Annotated in this window: 19 protein-coding genes and 1 tRNA gene; 10 read left to right on the top strand and 10 right to left on the bottom strand. The window is 68.5% G+C overall.

Annotation, left to right across the window (positions count from 1 at the left end; translation table 11 throughout):
- Nucleotides 1–14: 14 nt before the first annotated feature.
- From JDV09_RS26860 to JDV09_RS15915, 3 genes are all read right to left on the bottom strand, one after another.
- Nucleotides 15–3,065 (bottom strand): PQQ-dependent sugar dehydrogenase, encoded by a 3,051-nt coding sequence (locus JDV09_RS26860; protein ID WP_304620183.1) that lies wholly within the window; start codon nucleotides 3,063–3,065, stop codon nucleotides 15–17.
- Nucleotides 3,066–3,413: 348 nt separating this feature from the next.
- Entirely contained in the window at nucleotides 3,414–4,520 is a 1,107-nt protein-coding gene (locus JDV09_RS15920; RefSeq protein WP_221370112.1) for an acyl-CoA dehydrogenase family protein, read from the bottom strand.
- Between the two features lie 8 nt (nucleotides 4,521–4,528).
- Nucleotides 4,529–5,686 carry an acyl-CoA dehydrogenase family protein gene (locus JDV09_RS15915; protein ID WP_221370111.1) on the bottom strand — a complete coding sequence of 386 codons (1,158 nt, stop codon included), beginning with the start codon at nucleotides 5,684–5,686 and terminating at the stop codon, nucleotides 4,529–4,531.
- A 101-nt stretch (nucleotides 5,687–5,787) separates the two neighbouring features.
- Here JDV09_RS15915 and JDV09_RS15910 point away from each other — a divergent pair, with 101 nt between their 5' ends.
- Complete coding sequence (locus tag JDV09_RS15910) at nucleotides 5,788–6,696, top strand: EamA family transporter (protein WP_221370110.1); 909 nt, start codon at nucleotides 5,788–5,790, stop codon at nucleotides 6,694–6,696.
- A gap of 58 nt (nucleotides 6,697–6,754) precedes the next feature.
- On the opposite strand, the gene JDV09_RS15905 is transcribed toward JDV09_RS15910, so the two are convergent.
- Nucleotides 6,755–7,615: an SDR family oxidoreductase gene (locus JDV09_RS15905; protein WP_221370109.1), complete on the bottom strand. Its 861-nt coding sequence runs from the start codon at nucleotides 7,613–7,615 to the stop codon at nucleotides 6,755–6,757.
- 105 nt (nucleotides 7,616–7,720) lie between these two features.
- On the opposite strand from JDV09_RS15905, the gene JDV09_RS15900 reads away from it, so the two are divergent.
- Nucleotides 7,721–8,341 (top strand): DsbA family protein, encoded by a 621-nt coding sequence (locus JDV09_RS15900; RefSeq protein ID WP_221370108.1) that lies wholly within the window; start codon nucleotides 7,721–7,723, stop codon nucleotides 8,339–8,341.
- A 9-nt stretch (nucleotides 8,342–8,350) separates the two neighbouring features.
- Here the strand turns inward: JDV09_RS15900 and JDV09_RS15895 are convergent, their stop codons facing one another.
- The 3 genes from JDV09_RS15895 to JDV09_RS15885 form a co-directional block, all read right to left on the bottom strand.
- Nucleotides 8,351–9,199: a hypothetical protein gene (locus tag JDV09_RS15895; RefSeq protein ID WP_221370107.1), complete on the bottom strand. Its 849-nt coding sequence runs from the start codon at nucleotides 9,197–9,199 to the stop codon at nucleotides 8,351–8,353.
- A gap of 157 nt (nucleotides 9,200–9,356) precedes the next feature.
- Nucleotides 9,357–9,650: a hypothetical protein gene (locus JDV09_RS15890; protein WP_221370106.1), complete on the bottom strand. Its 294-nt coding sequence runs from the start codon at nucleotides 9,648–9,650 to the stop codon at nucleotides 9,357–9,359.
- Between the two features lie 298 nt (nucleotides 9,651–9,948).
- On the bottom strand, nucleotides 9,949–10,251 hold the full coding sequence (locus tag JDV09_RS15885) for a hypothetical protein (protein ID WP_255605449.1): 303 nt from the start codon (nucleotides 10,249–10,251) through the stop codon (nucleotides 9,949–9,951).
- Between the two features lie 792 nt (nucleotides 10,252–11,043).
- Here JDV09_RS15885 and JDV09_RS15880 point away from each other — a divergent pair.
- Entirely contained in the window at nucleotides 11,044–11,358 is a 315-nt protein-coding gene (locus JDV09_RS15880; RefSeq protein ID WP_221370105.1) for a hypothetical protein, read from the top strand.
- Between the two features lie 62 nt (nucleotides 11,359–11,420).
- Here the strand turns inward: JDV09_RS15880 and JDV09_RS15875 are convergent, their stop codons facing one another.
- Both JDV09_RS15875 and JDV09_RS15870 read right to left on the bottom strand, forming a co-directional pair.
- On the bottom strand, nucleotides 11,421–11,606 hold the full coding sequence (locus tag JDV09_RS15875) for an excisionase family DNA-binding protein (RefSeq protein ID WP_221370104.1): 186 nt from the start codon (nucleotides 11,604–11,606) through the stop codon (nucleotides 11,421–11,423).
- A 71-nt stretch (nucleotides 11,607–11,677) separates the two neighbouring features.
- Nucleotides 11,678–11,750, bottom strand: a tRNA-Arg gene (locus JDV09_RS15870).
- A 115-nt stretch (nucleotides 11,751–11,865) separates the two neighbouring features.
- Between JDV09_RS15870 and argS the strand changes: the two genes are divergently transcribed.
- The 7 genes from argS (at nucleotide 11,866) to JDV09_RS15835 (ending at nucleotide 21,266) form a co-directional block, all read left to right on the top strand.
- Complete coding sequence (gene argS / locus JDV09_RS15865; RefSeq protein WP_221370103.1) at nucleotides 11,866–13,518, top strand: arginine--tRNA ligase; 1,653 nt, start codon at nucleotides 11,866–11,868, stop codon at nucleotides 13,516–13,518.
- Nucleotides 13,515–14,933 (top strand): diaminopimelate decarboxylase, encoded by a 1,419-nt coding sequence (gene lysA / locus JDV09_RS15860; protein ID WP_221370102.1) that lies wholly within the window; start codon nucleotides 13,515–13,517, stop codon nucleotides 14,931–14,933. The genes argS and lysA overlap by 4 nt, the downstream gene beginning before the upstream one ends.
- A 4-nt stretch (nucleotides 14,934–14,937) precedes the next feature.
- A complete protein-coding gene (locus JDV09_RS15855) occupies nucleotides 14,938–16,254 on the top strand; it encodes a homoserine dehydrogenase (RefSeq protein ID WP_221370101.1) in 1,317 nt (438 codons plus the stop codon).
- Nucleotides 16,251–17,336, top strand: a complete 1,086-nt coding sequence (thrC, locus tag JDV09_RS15850) for a threonine synthase (protein ID WP_221370100.1) — start codon at nucleotides 16,251–16,253, stop codon at nucleotides 17,334–17,336. The genes JDV09_RS15855 and thrC overlap by 4 nt, the downstream gene beginning before the upstream one ends.
- A gap of 23 nt (nucleotides 17,337–17,359) precedes the next feature.
- The gene (thrB, locus tag JDV09_RS15845; protein WP_221370099.1) at nucleotides 17,360–18,304 is read left to right on the top strand and encodes a homoserine kinase; all 945 of its coding nucleotides are present in this window, start codon (nucleotides 17,360–17,362) and stop codon (nucleotides 18,302–18,304) included.
- Between the two features lie 301 nt (nucleotides 18,305–18,605).
- A complete protein-coding gene (gene rho, locus JDV09_RS15840) occupies nucleotides 18,606–20,597 on the top strand; it encodes a transcription termination factor Rho (RefSeq protein WP_221370098.1) in 1,992 nt (663 codons plus the stop codon).
- A 69-nt stretch (nucleotides 20,598–20,666) separates the two neighbouring features.
- Entirely contained in the window at nucleotides 20,667–21,266 is a 600-nt protein-coding gene (locus JDV09_RS15835; protein ID WP_221370097.1) for a maleylpyruvate isomerase family mycothiol-dependent enzyme, read from the top strand.
- Nucleotide 21,267: 1 nt separating this feature from the next.
- On the opposite strand, the gene JDV09_RS15830 is transcribed toward JDV09_RS15835, so the two are convergent.
- Nucleotides 21,268–21,888, bottom strand: a complete 621-nt coding sequence (locus JDV09_RS15830) for a TetR/AcrR family transcriptional regulator (RefSeq protein WP_221370096.1) — start codon at nucleotides 21,886–21,888, stop codon at nucleotides 21,268–21,270.
- Nucleotides 21,889–21,911 lie beyond the last annotated feature (23 nt).

Genomic DNA, 21,911 nt, shown 5'->3' with positions numbered 1-21,911 from the left:
GGCGTGGCGGGTGATCAGGCCGACTCCGGCGTGTACGTCACGGTGTACGAGGTCTCCGTCGACGGAGTCACGACGGTGTGCGTGGCGGCCCCGCCGTCGGACCAGCTGTCGAATACGAGCACTTCGCCTCCGACCGTCTGCGGCGACACGGCTCCCAGGGTGCGGACCACGCCGACCACGCCGCGCTCGGTGTAGGTGCCTTGATGGGGAATGCCGTCCAGGGTGTAGGTCGCATCCGGGTCACTGGCACCGAACGTGAGCTCGACCAGGTTCGGGTTCACATCGACGTACTGTGTGGTGGACAGACCGCTGGAGTCGGTCACCACCAGGATGATCCGGTAGTAGGTGGTGTCGAGCTGGTCGGGGTTGGTCGGAACGGTCATGGTGCCCGTGGAGCCGGTGACATCGTTCAGGAACGGATGTTTGTGGTCGAGGTGGTGGAACTCGACCGTCCAGCTGTACGCGGCCTCCGGAAGTTCGCCATCCTGATCATCGGTGGCGCTGGCGCTGAAAACGATGGTGTCCCCGGCGTCGTAGGTCAAATCGCTGACCGAGATCGTGGCCGTGGGAGGCGTGCTTCCCACGACGATCCGCTGCGTCGCCTGGCTGTCCTTCTCACCGTCACTGACGGTCAGCGTCACCGTGTAGGCGGTGAAGTCGTCGCCGGCGTTCCTTGTGAAGGTCGCGGTGGGATTGGCCTCGGTGGAGGTGGTGCCGTTGCCGAAGTCCCACAGGTACGTCAGGGTGTCGCCGGCGTCGGGGTCGGTGGAATCGGCGCCCGAGAAGTCGACGGTGAGGGAATCCTCGGCAGTCGATGTTGCCGATGCCGTGATCACCGCTGTGGGAGCGCGGTTACCGCCTGAGGGTGCGATCACCGAGATCGCTCCGGGATAGATGTCCAGCTGGTAGATGTTGCCGTCCGGCCCCTCTGCCAGTTTCACCACCGTTCCGGCGGAGCCGTCGAAGGTCTGCACGTCGATCACGCTGGAGTACTGCGAGTCGACGGTCAGCACCCGGATCCAGCCGAGCGAGTAGTCGGCGATGAACACCTTGTCGGTGTATTGCTCACCGAGTGCGTCGCCGGTGTACACCAGCACCGAGGTGATCGAGCCCGAGCGGGTCTCAGGCGGGTGGTGATAGGCATACAGTGGATTGGTGTACCCGCAGTCGTCGCAGATGCCTTCGGCGTAGGGCCAGCCGTAGTTGGCCTCAGGCGAAATGACATTGAGCTCTTCCCACGTTTTCTCGCCGACGTCACCGGCGAGCAGCGTGCCGTCCGGGGCGAAGTCGAAACGGAACGGGTTGCGGAAGCCGTAGGCGTAGATCAGCCGCGTGTTCGGGTTGTCGGACTCGATGAACGGGTTGTCGTCGACTGGTGTGCCGTCCCGGTTCAACCGCAGGATCTTTCCGTGGATGTTGCTCAGATCCTGTGAGTTGGTGTTCGTCGTGTTGTCGCCCACCGCCCAGTAGAGGTACTTTCCTTCGGGGTCGAACTCGAGCTCACCGCCGTGGTGGAGCTCCTGGGCCGGCAATGTCGATGTCACCAGTACCTGCTCGTTGCCGAGTGAATCCAGCGAGTCCGACATGGTGAAACTGGACAGCTGATCGTAGTTGTCGGCGTTGGTGTACCCGGCGTAGACGGTGTGATATCCCTCTTGACCGGCGTTCCAGAAGTTCGGGTCCACCGCGAGGCTGGCCAGACCTCGTTCGCCGTCGGCGCTGACCACGTCGAGTTCTATCAGCGTGGTCAGCTCGCCGGTGTGAACGTCGTAGGACTTTATCGAGCCGGATTTCTCGGTGATGAGGATCGTGTGGACATGGTCGGGATCGTCCGGGTCGGTGAGGAGTTCGAAGTCCGTCGGTTCGTTCAGGCCCGAGACGAGAGTGGTGCGGTCGAGGTCGGATGGCAGTTCTGTGGAGTCGCCGCATTGTTCGAGGAATGCGGCGTAATTCGCTACGAGCATTCGTCCCAACGGTGAATATCCGAGGGAGTCGACTAACTTCGTGATCTGGGCCTCGGCTTCCTGTAGCCAACTCCCAAGTGGTGAACGGTTGAACGCGGCGACGGCGTCGTCGACTTGCTTGCGCACCCATGCCAGTACCGTCCACATGACCGGGTTCTCGGGTCCGGGCGTATCGCCTGAGGGCGACGTCAGTTGACCGAGTATGTCGCCGACGTTCTTGACGAACACCTGCACTTGATTGACTGCCTCGCAGAGGCAGTCGGTTACCCGCGCGCTCAACTGCGCCTTGACGGTATTGATCGTCGAGTCGATCTGGTCCTGGATCTGGGCGATGACCTGCTGGGGGGTCGGCAAGCTGCCCGTGGCGGTCGTGTCGGTCTCGACCGTCCGCGCGACGGCGGCGGCCAGTTGCTCGACGATCGCCGCATCCTCGGCCGACAACGATTCCAGACCGACGTCGCCGGACGAGCCGACGGTTTCGACCGCCGGCGGGTCGGCCGAAGGCCCGGCGAGCGTCTGTGTGATTTCGGGCTGGCCCGCGGCGGTTTCGCCGGGCGGTTCGGTTTCTCCCGCGGTCGGTTCCCCGGGCGCCAACCCCTCGGTGCCGCCGGTTGTTTCGACCACTGCCGGGTCAGTGGGGTCGGTCTGGATGGTGCCGGAGGCGGGTTCTTCTGTGGTGCTGCTCGAACTGGAGTCGTCGCTGGCGGCTTCCGGGATCGTCGCGACGTCCGCCCCATCGGGCGTCGTCGACGCCGACGGCAGCGCAGTCTGGGAGCCGTCAAACGTCGTCGTGCCGGAGTCGGGCGAATCCGTGGACCCCGCCTCGTCGGACAAATCGGAACCGAGGGAATCGAGGTCGAGGTCCGAATCCGGCGAATCGGGGGACGGTTTCGAGGTGTCGGTGACCGACGACTGCGGGCCCGACGACGATCCGGCACCGGTCGTCGTCAAGCCGATGTTCGGTGATGCGGTCTCCGGTGCACCCGAGTCGGAGGACGATGAAACCGAGGTCGGTGGATCGGTGGCGGAAGTACCCGAGTTCGCGGGATCGGTGTCCGAGTCGGCCCGAGCGACTCCGGCGCCGGTAGCAAGTGCGCCCATGATTCCCAGCGCCACTGCAAACACGCCGAATCGGCTGACATACTTCACGCATCGGCCGGATTTCTCACCGACCGGGCGGTGCCTCGCGTCTTCTGCACTGAGCATGCGCGGTCCGTTCATGCAATGCGATTCGTCACGTTCAGCGACGCATTCCGGATTCCTCAGCAACATCGCCATCCCCCGGGTAGCGAAGAACATCAGGCGTTCGTCGTGACTATTTCACAGTTAGCCTGCCGATGCAGTGGCTAACGCAGAAGCGGCTTCTTCACGCGGCGACGACCGAGGCCCCGGGCCTGCGGCCGCTCGTGATCTGGGTTTGACAGCCGTGACCTGGCCGCCGGGCACGGCTCAGATCGTGACGACCTCGTAGTCGCCGAGCCGGCGCATCAGCACGTGCAGCTGGTCCTGCGACGACCCCAGGGTCTGCTCGATCGCGGTCAGCCGCGCCGCGTAGTGCCCGACGGGGTACTCGGCGGTCACCCCGATGCCGCCGTGCAGCTGAATGGCTTCCTGGCCGATGTGTCGACCCGATCGCCCGATCTGCAGCTTGGCCCGCGCCGCGATGGTGGGGTCGAGGTCGCCGTCGGCTATCGACATCGCCGCGTACAGCGCCATGCTGCGGGCCAGTTCCAGCGATACGTACATGTCGGCGGCCCGCTGGGTGAGCGTCTGGAACGTGTTCAGCGTGACGCCGAACTGCTTACGCTGGGTCAGGTACTCCGACGTCAGACGCAGCGCCTCCTCCATCGCGCCGAGCGCCTCGGCGCACAGTGCCGAGGAGACCCGCACCAGCGCATCGCCGACGGCCGCCGAGGCGTCTGCCGCCTCGCCCAACGGTTCGGCGGGCGTCGCATCCAGGTCGATCTGGGCGCCGCGCCGACCGTCGAAGGTGCGGTAGGGCTGCCGAACCACCGACGAGGCGTCGACGAGGAACAGCCCGGTGCCGGCGTCGGGCAGCGCGGCGCTGACGACGAGTGTGTGCGCGCAGTCGCCGGCGATGACCGGGTTCTTGCGTCCGCTCAGCAGCCACGAATCACCTTCGCGCGCTGCGTTCGTCGTCACCTCGGCGGTCGGGCCCCGCATCCCGCGCTCGAGGTGAGCGAAGGCCAGCAGCCGTTCCCCGGCGGCGACCTCGTCGAGCAGCGAGCGTTGCTCGGGGGTGCCCAGCCCGGCGATCAACGTGCCCGGCCCCAGCGCGGCGTGCACGACGGGTTCGGGTGCCAGGCGTCGGCCGATCTCGGTCGCCACCACCTGAATCTCGATCTGGCCGCCCGAATCCTCGTCGAAGCCGAGCCCGAGAACGCCGATCTCGGCCAACTGGCTCCACACTTCGCGGCTGAAGCCGAGGTCGGTGTCGAGGGTCTTCAGCCTGCTCTCGGGATCGTAGGCGCGCGAAAATACCTCGCGGGTGGTGTCGCGCAGCAGAACCTGTTCTTCACTGAGTTGAAAGTCCACAGCTCACCTCACAATCCGAGGATGGTCGACGCGATGATGGTGCGCTGCACCTCGTTGCTGCCGCCGTAGATGGATGTCTTGCGGTAGTTCAGGTAGCGCGGCCCGCTGTGCTGGGCCCACCCCGGTGAGGTGATGTCCTCGGCGCCGACGGGCAGGGCATCGGGCCCGGCCACCTCCACCAGGAGCTCGGTGGCAAGCTGCTGCAACTGGCTGCCGCGCAGCTTGAGCACCGACGAGGCGGGGTTCGGCTTGCCGCCCTTGGACCCCGAGGCCACCCGCATCTGCGTCAGTTCCAGTGCCAGAATGTCGTTTTCGGCCTCGGCGAGCCGCGCGGCGAACAACGGGTCGTCGAGCAGCCCGCCGGCCTTCGCGTGCTCCTTGACCTCGGCCAGACGCAGTTTGGTGCGACCGACCTGGGCGATGCCGTTGCGCTCATTGCCCAGCAGGAACTTCGCATACGTCCAGCCCTGGTTCTCCTCGCCGACGAGCTGGTCGGCCGGCACCCGGACGTCTTCGAAGAAGACCTCGTTGACCTCGTAGCTGCCGTCGACCAGTTTGATCGGCCGCAGCGTGATGCCGGGGGTGTTCATGTCGATCAGCAGGAACGAGATACCGGCCTGCTTCTTGGGGGCGTTCGGGTCGGTGCGGACCAGGCAGAAGATCCAGTCGGCGTACTGGCCCAGGGTGGTCCACGTCTTCTGGCCGTTGACGACGTAGGTGTCACCGTCGCGCAGCGCGGTCGTCCGCAGCGATGCCAGGTCGGAGCCGGCCTCGGGTTCGGAGAAACCCTGGCACCACCAGATGTCCAGCGCCGCCGTCGGCGGCAGGAAGCGCTGCTTGATGTCCTGCGAGCCGAACTCGGCGATCACCGGGCCGACCATGTTGGCGTTGAACGTCAGCGGCTCCGGCACGCTGGCGAGCTGCATCTCGTCGAGCCAGATCTGCTGCTGTGTCGGAGTCCAGTCCTTGCCGCCCCACTCGACCGGCCAGTTCGGCACGGCCAGCCCGTGGTCGTTGAGGATCTTGTGGGCGGTGACGATGTCATCGCGGTTGGCCTCGGCCCCGGTGCGGGTGCGTTCGCGGATCTCGGCCGGGATCTGGGTGCGGTAGAAGGTGCGTAACTCGTCGCGGAAGGCGGCTTCCTCGGGCGTCAGTGCCAGCTGCATTCCGGCCTCCTCGTCGGCGTCGGCGGATCTATCGCCCAGACTAACCACCTGGTTGGTTGGCAGGGGCGGAAGGGCCCGGGTAGCCCTGGTGTACTCGTTCCATGGCGCAACCGGCTGGACCGCTACCCCGGTGGTCGGTCCCGCTGTTCTTCGTGGTGGGTGCCGTGTCGCAGTACCTGGGCGCCGCGGTCGGGGTGTTCCTGTTCGAGACGACGAATCCGGCAGCGGTCGCGTGGTTGCGCGCGGCAGCGGCCGCGGTGGTTCTGCTCGCCTGGCGGCGGCCGTGGCGGAGGCGCTGGACCGGCCGACAGGCCTGGACCGCCGCCTGCTTCGGCTTCGTCACGGTGGGGATGAACGTGGCGTTCTACGAGGCGATCGCGCGGATCCCGCTCGGCACCGCGGTCGCCATCGAGTTCGTCGGCCCGATCGCGGTGGCCACCCTGGGGTCCCGCCGTGCCCGCGACGTGCTGGCAGTGACCCTGGTGGGTGCCGGTGTTGTGTTGCTGGCCGGGGTACAGACCGATGTCGACCGGGTGGGTGTGGTCTGTGCGCTGATCGCGGCCGCCCTGTGGGCGGGATACATACTGCTCGGCAAGCGGGTGGCCGATGCCGGCGCCGGACTGGACTCGCTGGCCGTCGGGATCGCCGCGGCGTCGGTGGCGCTGGCGCCGCTGCTCATCGGCATCCAGCTGGCCGTCGATGCCACGGCGCTGGTCGAACCCCGAACGTGGCTGTACGGGGCCGCGGTGGGTGTCTTGTCCAGCGCCATCCCGTACGCACTGGACCAGCCCGTCCTTTCCACCATCGGACGCGCTCGATTCGCGCTGCTGCTGGCGTTGCTGCCCGCCACGGCTGCCGTCGTCGGCGCCGTCGTGCTGGCGCAGGCGCCCACCACGATCGAGGTCGCCGGTATCGGGTCGGTGATGCTGGCACTGGTGGTCAGAGCGACATCGGAGGCCCGGCCTCAGCAGCCGCCTCAGCAGCCGCCACAGCCGCCGGCGCCGATGTGAGCCACCCTTCGCGGCAGGACTGTCCAGCCCGGACGACCGCCCGAAGGGGTGACCGCGATCAACTCTGCGGATAACCCTTGAATCTCTTGAACCGCCACAGGTAGGACGCCAGCCGGCGTGCCGGCACCGGCCTGGGCCAGTCGTCGGGACGGAAGTAGGCATCCGACCCGCCGTCGACGAAAACGACGCTGCCGCACAGGAAGTCCGCGGAGTCGGAGAGCATGAAGAGCACCCAGTCCGCCAGCCGCCCGGCGTCGCCGAATCCGCCGATGGGGACCGGGAAGGCATGGATGGCCTTGGCTTCTGCGGGGGTGTCGAGCTGCTTCTGCAGCAGCGGCGTCATGATCGCTCCCGGTGCGATCGCGTTGAGTCGGATGCCCGCACCCGCCCATTCGCGGGTCACCGCATGCCGGCGCACCCACCGGCTGACCGCGATCTTGGAGGCCGCGTAGGCCATCGACGGCGCGGCCGGACCGAACACGCGAAGGCTGCGGATCGCCTTGTCGCCGTCGCCGGCGAGCAGGGCGCGCACCGTGCGGCGCGGCACAACGGGGACGGTCGTGGTCGAGTTACTGGAGAAGACAACGACTTTGGCCCGGTCGGCGGCGGCCAGCGCGGGTCGCCATGCCTCGAGGAGTTCCACCACGCCGAAGTAGTTCACCTGCGCGATGAGGTGCGGGCGGTCGCGGCCCGGGGCCGGTCCCAGCCCGGCCGCGAGCACCGCCCCGTCGAGTCTCCCCGTGCAAGCCGCCAGGACGTCGCCCGCGGCGGTCGCGCGCCCGGACGGGGTCGACAGGTCGGCGACGATTTCGGCCTCCGTGAGGTCGACGCCGATCACGGTGTGGCCGTTGTCGCGCAGTTTCCGCGCCGTCGCCCGCCCCATCCCCGATGCCGACCCGGTGACTGCGTAGGTGCCCATCGGTGAACCCTAACGGCGATGCCGGGTCCGCCCCCGGGCCGTCTCGGAAGCCCGGCGCAGGGCATCGCGAATGCCGGCTCACCGGTCGGGGATACCCTTGCGACGATGCGTATCGTTGAGGTCTTCGCCGATGTCCTGTGCCCGTTCACCCACGCCGGACTGCACACGCTGATCGACCGGCGCGCCGCACTCGGGCACACCGAACCGCGTCTGCGCATCCGGGCCTGGCCGCTCGAACTGATCAACGGCAAGCCGCTCGACGCGCACCACATCGGGGTGGAGGTCGCGGCGCTCCGGGCGTCGGTGCGCCCCGACCTGTTCACCGGGTTCTCGGTCGATTCCTTCCCGCGCACCTCCATGACCGCGTTTGCGCTGGCCGCCGCGGCGAACCGCAGCGGAGATCCCGTGCTGAGCGAGGAGGTCGGCCTGGCCCTGCGCGATGCGGTGTTCGAGAAGGGTCTCGACATCGGCAGACCCGAGGTCGTCGCCCCGATCGCGGCCCGATTCGGACTCGAACCGCTGGACGCCGAGGCGGCGTCGGCCGCCGTGCACGCCGACTGGGAGGAGGGGCGTGCCCGCGGCGTGATCGGTTCCCCACATTTCTTCACCGACGACCTCGAGGGCCGCTTCTGCCCGGTCCTCGACATCAGCCGAGACGATGTCGGCAACTTCGTCATCGCCTGGAAACAGGGCACCGAGGCGTTCGTCGACAGCATTCTGGGCTGAGTTTTTGCGTCACGCGTGGTCGGCGCTGCTCGTCGCCCGCTGGTCGAGGGACACGGCCCAATAGCGCAGACCGACCGCCCAGCCGCACCACGCGATGAGCACGATGACGTTCGCCGGCAAGACCCTCGGGTCGTCGATCGAGGTCACCACCATTATCACGGCGATCAGGACGATCAACATCACCCAGAGGTGGAAGACGAGGCGGGCGAACTTGGCCCTGATACCGGTGAGTCGGTGGAGCAACAGCGCACGCCGGACCGTCATCGGATCGTGGGGCGCAGACTCGGGCGACGTCTCGGCGCGCAGCGACAGGAACCGGAAGCCCATCGCGACAAGCGTGTACATCGCGATGCCGATCAGATCGGCGTAGACGAGGCCCCCGGAGATGTAGTTGGGGACACCGAGGGTGTCCGTTCTGCCGAAGGCCGAGCCGAGGGCCCCGGAGACCTGCAGGATCATGACGCCCAGGAAGAAATAGTAGAAACCGCGCAGGACCCGGGCACTGCGGCGGTGCATCGGATATGCGAGTAACAGTCGGCGCACGGTGACCGAACGCTTCTGCGCCTCGCGTGAGGGGGGCTTGGACTCGGCGACGAGCTCTGCGGCTTCCTCGAGCCACTCGTGTGCCCGCACGGCCGACTGCTGCTCCTGGTCGGGTGCTATGTCCTTGCTCGCTTTGAACCACTCGGTGGCGAACTCGATCTGCCTGCTGGCGTCCTCGAACGCGAGCTTGCGCCGGCCGGCTCGGGTGCGCCGTTCGCGCCAGTCGCCGATCACCAGCGCGCCGATGCCGATTCCGGCCGTGAGGATCGGAGTGATGACCGTCAGTGCGATGTTGATGGCCTGATCGGAGTCCACCGCCGCCTCCTCCACGCGGAGTGCCCGCGGTGCACGATCCTAGCGGGCGAAGGGGCTGTCGTCGGGCATTCGAGCAGGTCAGATAGTGCCCGGTCGGTATTCGGACCTGACGGGCCGTTCCCGTTGTGGCAACGACTCCCGGCTGCGGGCCGTCTCGTCAGGACGTCGCGCGCTCGCGGGCGGCGTCGAGTTCGGCCAGTAGCGCGTCAACCTCGGGTCGTTTCTCTGCGGGGACGATCAGTGAATAGAACGAGCCGATTCCGATGGTGAGCTGAAGGAGGTGCTCACGCTCGCCACCGAACAGCTTCTTGCGCCGGCTCAGTTCCTTGACGTCGGTGCCCGAGTACCTGTCGGCGGGGTTGCGGCCCACCGAGTTGTTGGCCCGCAGTTTCTCCACCCACACACCATCGACCACGATGCTCTCGCCGTTGATCCCGTCGATGCGAAACATCGGCAAATCCTAACCGGGTGTCCGCTGGTTGGGCGTCATGAGCGCGGGGGCGTCGGCCCGGCGCGAGTGACCACCTTGGGCCGGCCCACACCTCTGTCGTACTGGCCGTGCGTGTGGGCTGTGCCGTCGACGCAAGGCCGCATCGAGGGCTACGCGCCACAGCGCCACAGCACGCCGCTGTCACCCGCAGCGCGACGGCCAGCGGCATCCCGCGCAGGATCGACATCCGGTGGCGTTCACCGAACCCGAGCGACTCGCCGGGTTGGCGTGGCGGCTCGGGTGCGCGTGGTTGAAAGGCCTAACCCGAGGTCCTGAGCTCGCGTTGCCCCCGAGGCTTTGTCCGCCAGCCGAGATAGGCGAAAAGCAGTGTGAGCGCGGAAAAGAGCACAACCTCACCCCACGCGTACCCGGTGCTCCAGGTCCTGCCGAAGTACCGCAGCGAATCCATGTCGGCGAACAAGGCGAAACCGAGGTGCGTGATGGCGAACCCGGCGAACAGGCCAGCCAGGAATCGGTACATCCAGTACCCCCGCGAATCGTCGCGAACGTCGACATCCTGAGCTGATCGGGCGAGCAGGCGGGCCTGGTCAGGGTCGTGCAACCCGTCGGCGGTGCCACGTGACTTCGGTCTTGGAGCGGTCTGTCCCCCGCAAATCCGATGAGTGATTGCGAAACCCCTTGTGCAGCAATGATTGTCGACTCATCGCTTAGCCGGATTGTGTTGCGGTACAGTCGCTTTGGGGCCGGTTCGGGCGGATCGCCCCGATGATGAACCCCTTAGGGGATATCAAAGAGGGTGAAACCTGTCATCGCCTATGTCATTGGGTGTCAACGGTTGTGACGAACCCTGCCGGGCCGGTCGCTCACCGGCGACGTCGAGCAACACGCTGGCTGCGCCCCGGCCCGGCAGGCCAGGTCAATTGGCGCAGGACAGGGTGGACTCGAGCGCCGATTCCGGCGATGAACCCGCGACTCGAGACGATGTGCACGGCGTTGGCCAATTCGGGCGGATGCTGCTCGACGTGCTCGACCACGCACGCTTACGACAGCCGCGATCTACGTGGCTACCAGCGATGACGAAGCCGTTTCGGCGCCGCACATCAACGCCGCGAATGCCGATGAGCGGACGCAGGTGGTCCGGCGCGACGCGGCGGGGCCGGACGTCGCGGCTCTCCCGGCGGATTAACGGTTTTGAGTGGCCCGCGTGGACCGGTTCTTTGACGGCTCCGGTTCCGCTCGGCCACGAAGCCACCCGGCGGCGGGGGTTCCTTACCTGGGGGATAGGCAACCTTTCCTGTTTGGAGGCGGAATCTGGCTTCCCGGCGATTACGAAGCCGCTCCTTGATCCACGACCATTTCTCTTGAGCAGCGACCGACCGACAGGAGAAGATCAATGACCACCACCTTCGAGCCAACCGCCATCCAGGGTCGTCACGCATGGTTACGGTGGCTTGCGCCCGCCCTCATGGCGTCGGCCATCGCGCTCGGGGCCATGGCCCTAGACGCACCCACGGCGAATGCCGACAAGCTCTCCGAAAACACAATCAAGAGCGAGTGCAAGGACGCAAATGGCGGCACATACACCACCACGCTCAAAGGCAGAACAAGGTTCTCCACGTGCAGCTATAGCGACAACGAGGGCAACTCATCCACGGACTACTACGTAAATGGCCAGTACTATTCGACTCGGCCGGGCCGCCCCGCCTGAGATACGCGGCGTCAAGCGCGTTTGGACCTGCCCCGCCCTCCTTTGATGGTCAGGTTCCATGCTCACACCGGCCATCCGGCCGCGATCAGCCCGTCGACCCAAGCGGCCGGGATGCGGGTGGCGTTACCGACGCGGACCGTGGGGCACTGCTCGGCGCCCACCCAGCGGCGAACGGTCGTGACGTCGACGCCCAGGCGGGCGGCGGCCTGCCCGAACGTCAGTGCGGCGGCGGCGGCGGTGGTGATCATGGGGTGCTCCGTTCGGCGCGGAGCCACGCCGGAGCAAGTTGCACGGGGTTGCATCTGTGCTGGTCAGAGGGTGCCCCCGGCAGGATTCGAACCTGCGGCCTTCTGCTCCGGAGGCAGACGCTCTATCCCCTGAGCTACGGGGGCGTGTGCGGTGCTGACTGCAACCGACGACGCCGTTGGGCGTGGCCTAGCGTAGCGCATCCGCGGAAGGGGAAACGGATTCGGGGCCTGAACACCTCAGACCATAGGATGGACCCCCGTGACCCCCGCCGATCTGGCCGAGCTGCTCAAGTCCACCGCCGCCGCGGTGCTGACCGAGCACGGCCTCGACTCCGCCGTGCTGCCCGCGACCGTCACCGTCGAGCGGCCGCGCAACCCGGAGCACGGCGACTACGCCACCAACCTGGCCCTGCAGATCGGCAAGAAGGCCGGCGCCAACCCGCGCGAACTGGCCGGCTGGCTGGCCGCGGCGCTGGTCGCGCAGGACGGTATCGCCGCCGCCGACGTCGCCGGCCCGGGGTTCGTCAACCTGCGCATCGAGGCCTCCGCGCAGAACGTCATCGTCGGCGACATCATCGCTGCGGGCGCCGGCTACGGCGACTCGGCGGGGATGACCGGGCAGAAGGTCAACCTCGAGTTCGTCTCGGCCAACCCGACCGGGCCGATCCACATCGGTGGCACCCGGTGGGCGGCCGTCGGTGACGCGCTGGGCCGGCTGCTGAGCACACAGGGCGCCGAGGTGGTGCGGGAGTACTACTTCAACGACCACGGCGCGCAGATCGACCGATTCACCAACTCGCTGGTCGCCGCCGCCAAGGGCGAGCCCACCCCGGAGGACGGCTACGCGGGCAGCTACATCGCCGACATCGCCGCGCAGGTGCTGGCCAAGGACCCCGGCGCCCTCGCCCTGCCCGAGGCCGAGATGCGCGAGACCTTCCGGTCGGTCGGCGTGAACCTGATGTTCGATCACATCAAGGAGTCGCTGCACCAGTTCGGCACCGACTTCGACGTCTACACCCACGAAGACTCGATGCACACCTCCGGGCGCGTCGACGAGGCCATCGCCCGGTTGCGGGAGAACGGCTCCATCTACCAGGAGGACGGCGCAGTCTGGTTGCGCACCACCGACTTCGGTGACGACAAGGACCGCGTCGTGATCAAGAGCGACGGTCAGCCCGCCTACATCGCCGGGGACCTCGCGTACTTCCTGGACAAGCGCCGGCGCGGGTTCGACCTGTGCATCTACATGCTCGGCGCCGACCACCACGGCTACATCGCCCGGCTCAAGGCCGCCGCGGCGGCGCTGGGTGACGACCCGGACACCGTCGAGGTGCTGATCGGGCAGATGGTCAACCTGGTGCGCGACGGCCAGCCGGTCCGGATGAGCAAGCGCGCGGGCACGGTCATCACCCTGGACGACCTGGTTGACGCGATCGGCGTCGACGCCGCCCGCTACGCCCTGATCCGCAGCTCGGTCGACACGCCGATCGACATCGACCTGCAGCTGTGGTCCACCGCGTCCAACGAAAACCCGGTCTACTACGTGCAATACGCCCACGCCCGGCTCTGCGCGCTGGCCCGCAACGCCGCCGAGCTGGGCGTTACGCCGAACACCGCGCACCTCGATCTGCTGACCCATGACAAGGAAGGCACGCTGATCCGCAACCTCGGCGAGTTTCCCCGGGTGCTCGAGACGGCCGCCGGTCTGCGCGAACCGCATCGGGTCTCGCGCTACCTGGAAGACCTGGCCGGCGACTACCACCGCTTCTACGACTCGTGCCGGGTGCTGCCGCAGGGTGACGAGCAGCCCGGTGATCTGCACGCCGCACGGCTGGCGCTGTGTGCGGCCACCCGGCAGGTGATCGCCAACGGGCTGGGCATTCTCGGCGTCAGCGCCCCGGAGCGGATGTGATCGCTCACCCCGCGGGCCCCAGGCACGCCGAAGAGATCCACCACGGCGGGGCGCCGGACCGGCCGCAGACCGCCGCGGAGGTCGCCGCGCTGGCGCCGAACGTGTGGCCGCACAACACGGTTCGTGGCGGCGACGGTGTGGTGTCGATGGCCGGGGTCCCCGTCACCGAACTCGCCGCGGAGTTCGGCACCCCGCTGTTCGTCATCGACGAGGCGGATTTCCGGGCCCGGTGCCGCGATATCGCCGTCGCGTTCGGCGGTGGCCGGTATGTGCGCTACGCGGCCAAGGCGTTCCTGTGCACTGAGATCGCCCGCTGGGTCGACCAGGAGGGGTTGGCGCTCGACGTGGCCGGCGGCGGCGAGTTGGCGGTGGCACTGCACGCCGGCTTCCCGCCGGAGCGGATCGCCATGCACGGCAACAACAAATCCGTCGCCGAGTTGACCGCCGCGGTCAAGCACGGCGTCGGCCACGTGGTGGTCGACTCGATGACCGAGATCGAGCGGCTCGACCGGATCGCCGGGGACGCCGGCGCCGTGCAGGACGTCCTGGTGCGGGTCACCGTCGGGGTCGAGGCGCACACCCACGAGTTCATCTCCACCGCGCACGAGGACCAGAAGTTCGGCCTGTCGCTGTCCAGCGGCGCGGCGCTGGCCGCGGTGCGGCGGGTGTTCGCCACCGACCACCTGCGCCTGGTCGGCCTGCACAGCCACATCGGATCGCAGATCTTCGACGTCGCCGGGTTCGAGTTGGCGGCCCACCGGGTGATCGGGCTGCTGCGCGACGTCGTCGCCGAGTTCGGTCTGGAGAAGACCGCGCAGATGTCGATCGTCGACCTCGGCGGCGGGCTGGGGATCGCGTATCTGCCCGAGGACGACCCGCCGCCGATGCACGAACTGGCGGACAAGCTGCTGGCGATCGTGGGCAACGAATCGGCCGCGGTCGGGTTGCCCGCCCCCGATCTGGTGGTCGAACCCGGCCGCGCCATCGCCGGCCCGGGTACCGTCACGCTCTACGAGGTGGGCACCGTCAAGGACGTCGAGGTCGCCACCGACCGGTACCGCCGCTATGTCAGCGTCGACGGCGGGATGAGCGACAACATCCGGACCGCGCTCTACGGCGCCGAGTACGACGTGCGACTGCTCTCGCGCCGCAGCGAGGCTGCACCGACCCTGTCGAGGGTGGTCGGCAAGCACTGCGAAAGCGGTGACATCGTGGTGCGCGACGCCTGGCTGCCCGACGACGTCGCCCCGGGTGACCTGCTGGGGGTCGCGGCCACCGGCGCATACTGCTATTCGATGTCGAGCCGCTACAACCTGATCGGCCGACCGGCCGTGGTGGCCGTGCGCGATGGGCGGGCCCGCCTGATCCTGCGCCGGGAGACGTTCGACGACCTGTTGAGTCTGGAAGTGAGGTAGAGCGGTGACTGACGCGATCGGGGTAGCAGTCCTGGGGCTGGGCAATGTCGGCAGTCAGGTGGTGCGGATCATCGAGGACAGCGCCGCGGACCTGACCGCGCGCATCGGCGCGCCCCTGGTGCTGCGCGGCGTCGGGGTCCGGCGGATCGACGCCGACCGCGGCGTCGATCCGGAGTTGCTGACCGACAACATCGAGGCGCTGGTCTCCCGCGACGACGTCGACATCGTCGTCGAGGTGATGGGCCCCGTCGATCCCGCCCGCAAGGCGATCCTGGCCGCGCTGGAACAGGGCAAGTCCGTCATCACCGCGAACAAGGCGCTGATGGCGGCATCCACGGGTGAGCTGGCGCAGGCCGCCGAGAACGCACACGTGGACCTGTATTTCGAGGCCGCGGTGGCCGGCGCCATTCCCGTCATCCGCCCGCTGACCCAGTCGCTGGCCGGTGACAGCGTGCTGCGGGTGGCCGGGATCGTCAACGGCACCACCAACTACATCCTCTCCGAGATGGACAGCACGGGCGCCGACTACGCCACCGCACTGGCCGACGCCGGTGCGCTCGGCTACGCCGAGGCAGATCCGACCGCCGACGTGGAGGGCTACGACGCGGCGGCCAAGGCGGCCATCCTGGCGTCGATCGCGTTCCACACCCGGGTCACCTCCGACGACGTCTACCGGGAGGGCATCACCAAGGTCTCCGCCGAGGACTTCGCCTCGGCCCGCGCGCTGGGCTGCACGATCAAGTTGCTGGCGATCTGCGAGCGGCTCACCGGCGAGGCCGGTCAGCAGCGCGTCTCGGCGCGGGTCTACCCGGCCCTGGTGCCGCTGGACCACCCGCTGGCCGCGGTCAACGGCGCGTTCAACGCCGTGGTGGTCGAGGCCGAGGCGGCGGGCCGGCTGATGTTCTACGGCCAGGGTGCCGGTGGCGCGCCGACCGCCTCGGCGGTGCTCGGCGACCTGGTCATGGCGGCCCGCAACCGGGTGCACGGTGGCCGCGGCCCCCGCGAATCCAAATACGCCCAACTGCCGATCGCGCCGATCGGCGACATCGTGACCCGCTACTACGTCAACATGAACGTCGCCGACCGGCCCGGCGTGCTCTCCGCGGTGTCCGCGGAGTTCGGTAAGCGCGAGGTCAGCATCGCCGAGGTCCGGCAGGAGGGGATGGTCGACGAGGGCGGTCAGCGCTGCGGCGCGCGAATCGTCGTCGTCACCCACCAGGCGACCGACGCCGCATTGTCCGAAACCGTTGCCGCGCTGGCCGATCTGGAGGTCGTGCAGAGCGTCAACAGCGTCCTGCGGATGGAAGGGACCACCGAGTGAGTACCACTGCCCGTCGTGCCGTGCACCAGCCCTGGCCGGGGTTGATCGCGGCCTATCGCGACCGGCTGCCGGTCGAGGACGAGTGGACGCCGATCACCCTGCGGGAGGGCGGCACCCCGCTGCTGCCGGCCCCGCGGTTGTCCGAATACACCGGGTGCACAGTGCATCTGAAGGTGGAGGGCCTCAATCCGACCGGTTCGTTCAAGGACCGCGGGATGACCATGGCCGTCACCGAGGCGGTGGCGCGCGGCCAGCAGGCGGTGTTGTGCGCGTCCACGGGCAACACCTCGGCCTCGGCCGCCGCCTACGCCGCGCGGGCCGGGATCACCTGCGCGGTGCTGGTGCCGCAGGGCAAGATCGCGATGGGCAAGCTGGCCCAGGCCGTGATGCACGGCGCCAAGATCATCCAGATCGACGGCAACTTCGACGACTGCCTGGAGCTGGCGCGCAAGCTGACCGCCGACTTCCCGTCGGTGTCGCTGGTCAACTCGGTGAACCCGTTCCGCATCGAGGGCCAGAAGACCGCCGCGTTCGAGATCGTCGACGCGCTCGGCGACGCCCCGGACGTGCACGCGCTGCCCGTCGGCAACGCCGGCAACATCACCGCCTACTGGAAGGGCTACACCGAATACCACCGCGACGGGTTGGCTGCCCGGTTGCCACGGATGCTCGGCACCCAGGCCGCCGGCGCTGCGCCGCTGGTGCTCGGCGAACCGGTCACCGATCCCGAGACCATCGCCACGGCGATCCGGATCGGCTCGCCGGCGTCGTGGACGTCGGCGGTGGAGGCGCAGCAGCAGTCGGGCGGCCGGTTCCTGGCCGCCACCGACGAGGAGATCCTGGCGGCCTACCACCTGGTCGCCCGTGCCGAGGGCGTGTTCGTCGAACCCGCGTCGGCGGCCAGCATCGCCGGGCTGCTGAAGTCCATCGAGGACGGCTGGGTGGCCAGGGGGTCGACGGTGGTGTGCACCGTCACCGGCAACGGGCTCAAGGACCCCGACACCGCGCTCAAGGGCATGCCGGCCGTGATTCCGGTCCCCGTCGACCCGGTGGCCGTGGTCGCCGAGCTCGGCCTGGTGTAGGACAGGTTGGGAAACGGATTCCATTGATCCCCACACTGCCCTCCGGGCTGGCGGCCACCGCTGTGGTCGCGGCCTCCAGCGCCAACCTCGGCCCCGGATTCGACAGTATGGGGATCGCGGTCAGCCTGTATGACGAGATCGTCGTCGAGACAACGGAATCCGGGCTGGTCGTGGAGGTCGAGGGCGAGGGCGCGGGCCGGGTACCGCTGGATGGATCGCACCTCGTGGTACGTGCGATAGAGCGTGGGTTAGGGCAAACCGGCGTGCGTGCAGCGGGACTGCGCGTGCGCTGCCGCAACGACATTCCGCATTCCCGTGGGCTCGGGTCGTCGGCCGCGGCCGTGGTCGGCGGCTTGGCCGCCGCCAACGGTCTTGCCGCGCAGGGTGGTTCGACTCCGATGACCGACACCGAACTCGTCCAGGTCTCTGCAGAGTTCGAGGGCCACCCCGACAATGCCGCCGCGGCGGTGCTCGGTGGGGCGGTGGTGTCCTGGACGGCCGCCGGGGAGTGCGGGCCCCGATACGCCGCGGCGCAGATCCAGCTGCATCCCGATGTCAATCTGTTCGCCGCGGTCCCACAGGTGCGCTCGTCCACCGCGGAGACCCGCGTGCTGCTCCCGGAGCAGGTCAGTCACACCGATGCGCGATTCAACCTCAGCCGGGCGGCGTTGCTCGTGGTGGCGCTGACCGAGCGCCCGGACCTGTTGATGGTGGCGACCGAGGACGTGCTGCACCAACCCCAGCGGGCAGCAGCCATGCCGGCGTCCGCGGAATACCTCGCGGTGCTGCGGCGTTGCGGGGTGGCAGCGGTGCTGTCGGGCGCCGGACCTGCAGTGCTGGCGCTGAGCACCGCCGCCGAACTGCCGGCCGAGGCGGTCGAGTTCGGCAACGCGCACGGGTTCACGGTCGCCAGGATGTCGGCCGGGGACGGCGTGACGTGGTCCTCCGGTGTGGCCGTTCGCAGGTAGCTGAGACGGTCTGATCGGGAGTAACACACGCAACATGCGAATCAGCCTGTTTCTTGCTTCCGGCCCGGATGCGGGTTATCCTCGCTCTCGTCCAGCAATCGCGGCGTGTTTTACCTGCGCCGGCACTAGGACGACCACTCTTCTTTCAGGTGTTCAATTTGTGGACAGACGGTTCGCCGTATCGCGGCGAATCCCGGCGATCACCGTTGCAGTGGCAATGGTGTGACCGTGGCGCCCAGCGCATCGGCTGAGCGCACCGAACCCCCGCGTGACTCGATCAGCGAGGGAAGAAAGGAAATCCGTGACTGATACGGACCTCATCACGGCTGGTGGCAGCACCGACACCGGTGAACTGTCGAACACCGTGACCCCAGACATCTCGACGCCGGCGGACAACGCCGCACCCACGCAGAGCGCCCCGGCCGCTTCCGCAGACCGGCGTGGCTCGCTCACCGGCCTGGTGCTGCCGGAGCTGCGCGCGCTGGCCAAGGAGGTCGGCGTGGAGGGCGCTTCGGGGATGCGCAAGAGCGAACTGATCGCCGCCATCCGTGACCGTCGCGGGGAGTCCGACGGCGGCTCCGGCGCCGAGGCGAAGAACGGCACTACGACGCCGGCCGCCGACCAGACCCCTCCGGCGGCCGACGCCGCTGCGTCGTCGCAGGCTGGAACCGAGCAGCAGCCGGCCCAGCAGCGCCGTGAGCGCCGGTCGGCCTCCCGCGGCCAGGGCGGACCCAACAGCGCCGAGCAGGCCGAGGAGCAGACGCCGCAGGACGGCGGCGCCCAGGCGCAGTCGGCCGACGCGAGCGCGCCGGAGCAGACCAGGCAGGGCCAGCGTGACAGCCAGGACCGCAACGACCGGTCGGACAAGAACGGCAGGGCCGACCGGTCCGACCGGTCCGACAAAGATTCAGACAACCGTGGCGACGGCTCCGACCAGCAGGGCGGGCAGAGCCGCGGCGGCAACGCCGGCGGTCGCGCCGAGAACAACTCCGGCGGCCGATCCGGCGACGGCGGTAACGACGACGACGGCGAAGGCCGCCAGGGCCGGCGCGGTCGGCGGTTCCGCGACCGCCGGCGTCGTGAGCGCGGTGGCGGGGACGGCGGCGGTGGCGATCGGGCCGACACCGAACTGCGCGAGGACGACGTGGTGCAGCCGGTGGCGGGCATCCTCGACGTACTGGACAACTACGCCTTCGTGCGCACGTCGGGCTACCTCGCGGGGCCCAACGACGTGTACGTCTCGATGAACATGGTGCGCAAGAACGGCCTGCGCCGCGGCGACGCCATCACCGGCGCGGTGCGGGTGCCCCGGGAAGGGGAGGGGGGGAACCAGAATCCCCGGCAGAAGTTCAACCCGCTGGTGCGCATCGACAGCGTCAACGGCGGGTCGATCGAGGACGCCAAGAAGCGCCCGGAGTTCGGCAAGCTCACCCCGCTGTACCCGAACCAGCGGCTGCGCCTGGAGACCACCAGCGAGAAGCTGACCACCCGGGTCATCGACCTGATCATGCCGGTCGGCAAGGGCCAGCGGGCCCTGATCGTGTCCCCGCCGAAGGCGGGTAAGACCACGATCCTGCAGGACATCGCCAATGCGATCACCCGCAACAACCCCGAATGCCACCTGATGGTGGTGCTCGTCGACGAACGGCCCGAAGAGGTCACCGACATGCAGCGATCGGTCAAGGGTGAGGTCATCGCCTCGACCTTCGACCGGCCGCCGTCAGATCACACGCAGGCTGCCGAGTTGGCGATCGAGCGCGCCAAGCGTCTCGTGGAGCAGGGCAAGGACGTCGTCGTGCTGCTGGACTCGATCACCCGCCTGGGCCGCGCCTACAACAACGCCTCGCCGGCGTCGGGCCGCATCCTCTCCGGTGGTGTCGACTCCACCGCGCTCTACCCGCCCAAGCGGTTCCTGGGCGCGGCGCGCAACATCGAAGAAGGCGGTTCGCTGACGATCATCGCCACCGCGATGGTCGAGACCGGATCCACCGGTGACACGGTGATCTTCGAGGAGTTCAAGGGCACCGGCAACGCCGAGCTCAAGCTGGACCGCAAGATCGCCGAACGGCGCGTGTTCCCCGCCGTGGACGTCAACCCGTCGGGCACCCGCAAGGACGAGCTGCTGCTCAGCCCCGACGAGTTCGCGATCGTCCACAAGCTGCGCCGGGTGCTGTCGGGTCTGGATCCGCACCAGGCCATCGATCTGCTGATGAGCCAGCTGCGCAAGACCAAGAACAACTACGAGTTCCTGGTCCAGGTCTCCAAGAACACGCCCGGCGGCGACGCCGACTGATTGATTTGGGCGTGCCGGGTCGCGCAGGCGGCGACCGGGCACGCCCAAATCACATCTCGCGGAGTGGGGATGGATTCGGACACGGTCTGGCGGCACGTCGACACGCAGCGCGGCGAGGTCGCCGACCTCATCGAGGCCATCGATGCACGCGATCCGGCCTCGTGGGACACCCCGTCGCTGTGTGCCGGATGGACCGTCGGCGACGTGGCCGCGCACCTGACGCTGCCGAACGTCCCGATGTCGCGGATGTTGTTCGAGGTCGTGCGGTGCGGTTTCCGGTTCAACACCGCGGTGCACCGTCTGGCGATCGCCGACACCCGCACTCCCGCGCAGATCGCCGCGGATCTGCGCGCGCTGGTGGGCTTCCGGCGCCATCCCCCCGGAACGACCGAATGCGAGCCACTGACCGACCTGCTGGTGCACGCCCAGGACATCTGCGTACCGCTGGACATCGACCGGCCCATGCCCGTCGACGCCGCGGTGGCCGCCGCCGAGCGGGTGTGGGGGATGGGGTTCCCGTTCAACGCGCGCAAGCGGTTCGCCGGAGTCCGGCTGGTCGCCACCGACGCGGATTTCGCGGTGGGCGCCGGACGTGAGGTCAGGGCACCGATCCGGGATCTGCTGCTCCTGCTCACCGGCCGACCGTCGGCCGTGACCGCGACGGGCTAGCTCAGCCGATCGCCGGGTCGCAGCGCAGGCCGGCCACGATGTAGCGCCGGGCGTGCCGCAGCACCGACTCGTGGTCGTCGACGTCGCACTTCTCGCCGGGCACGGTCGCCAGGCTCATCATGATCCGGGCGATCCACTCGGCCGCCTCGGCGGTGTCGGTGTCCGGGTGGATCTCGTCCCGGTCGACCGCGGCCCGGACGTAGGGCTCCCAGAACGCGGCGATCTCGGGAATGAGTCCGCGCACACCGAGCCCGACGCAGGCGGTGAACGCCTCGGGTTCCTCCTGGCGCAGCTTGAGCACCAGCGCCCCCGGCGTCTCGGACTCCCGCAGCGCCAGCGCGACGCCGGCGGCGATCTGCTCGTCCAGCCCGATCACCGCGTCCAGCCGGCAGTGCGCCTCCGCCCAGAACGCGTCGTTGAGCCGGACGATGGCGGCGCCGAGCAGTTCGGCCTTGTCCGGAAAGTGCCGGTACAGCCAGCCGCGGCTGACGCCGGCCACCTCGGCGACCTCGGACACCGTGGTGGCCCGGATCCCCTTGGCGGTCAGGCACTGTTCGGCGGCGTCGATCAGGCGGTCGCGAACCGGTCGTGTCGGCGGTTTCGCCGCTGTCTCGACGCTCACCGCCCTATCTTCGCAAATGACCG

This window comes from Mycolicibacterium xanthum (assembly GCF_019710635.1).
Classification (GTDB): Bacteria; Actinomycetota; Actinomycetes; order Mycobacteriales; family Mycobacteriaceae; genus Mycobacterium; species Mycobacterium xanthum.
The sequence above is the reverse complement of the archived record's forward strand: the minus strand, read 5'-3'. Positions and strand labels throughout refer to the sequence as shown.

Excerpts from the sequence above, each read along its gene's own strand:
- JDV09_RS26860 (WP_304620183.1), bottom strand. The coding sequence starts at position 3,065 with ATGGGCGCACTTGCTACCGGCGCCGGAGTCGCTCGGGCCGACTCGGAC.
- JDV09_RS15915 (WP_221370111.1), bottom strand. The coding sequence starts at position 5,686 with ATGCAGCTGGCACTGACGCCCGAGGAAGCCGCCTTCCGCGACGAGTTA.
- JDV09_RS15910 (WP_221370110.1), top strand. The coding sequence starts at position 5,788 with ATGGCGCAACCGGCTGGACCGCTACCCCGGTGGTCGGTCCCGCTGTTC.
- JDV09_RS15905 (WP_221370109.1), bottom strand. The coding sequence starts at position 7,615 with ATGGGCACCTACGCAGTCACCGGGTCGGCATCGGGGATGGGGCGGGCG.
- JDV09_RS15900 (WP_221370108.1), top strand. The coding sequence starts at position 7,721 with ATGCGTATCGTTGAGGTCTTCGCCGATGTCCTGTGCCCGTTCACCCAC.
- JDV09_RS15890 (WP_221370106.1), bottom strand. The coding sequence starts at position 9,650 with ATGTTTCGCATCGACGGGATCAACGGCGAGAGCATCGTGGTCGATGGT.
- JDV09_RS15880 (WP_221370105.1), top strand. The coding sequence starts at position 11,044 with ATGACCACCACCTTCGAGCCAACCGCCATCCAGGGTCGTCACGCATGG.
- JDV09_RS15875 (WP_221370104.1), bottom strand. The coding sequence starts at position 11,606 with ATGATCACCACCGCCGCCGCCGCCGCACTGACGTTCGGGCAGGCCGCC.
- JDV09_RS15835 (WP_221370097.1), top strand. The coding sequence starts at position 20,667 with ATGGATTCGGACACGGTCTGGCGGCACGTCGACACGCAGCGCGGCGAG.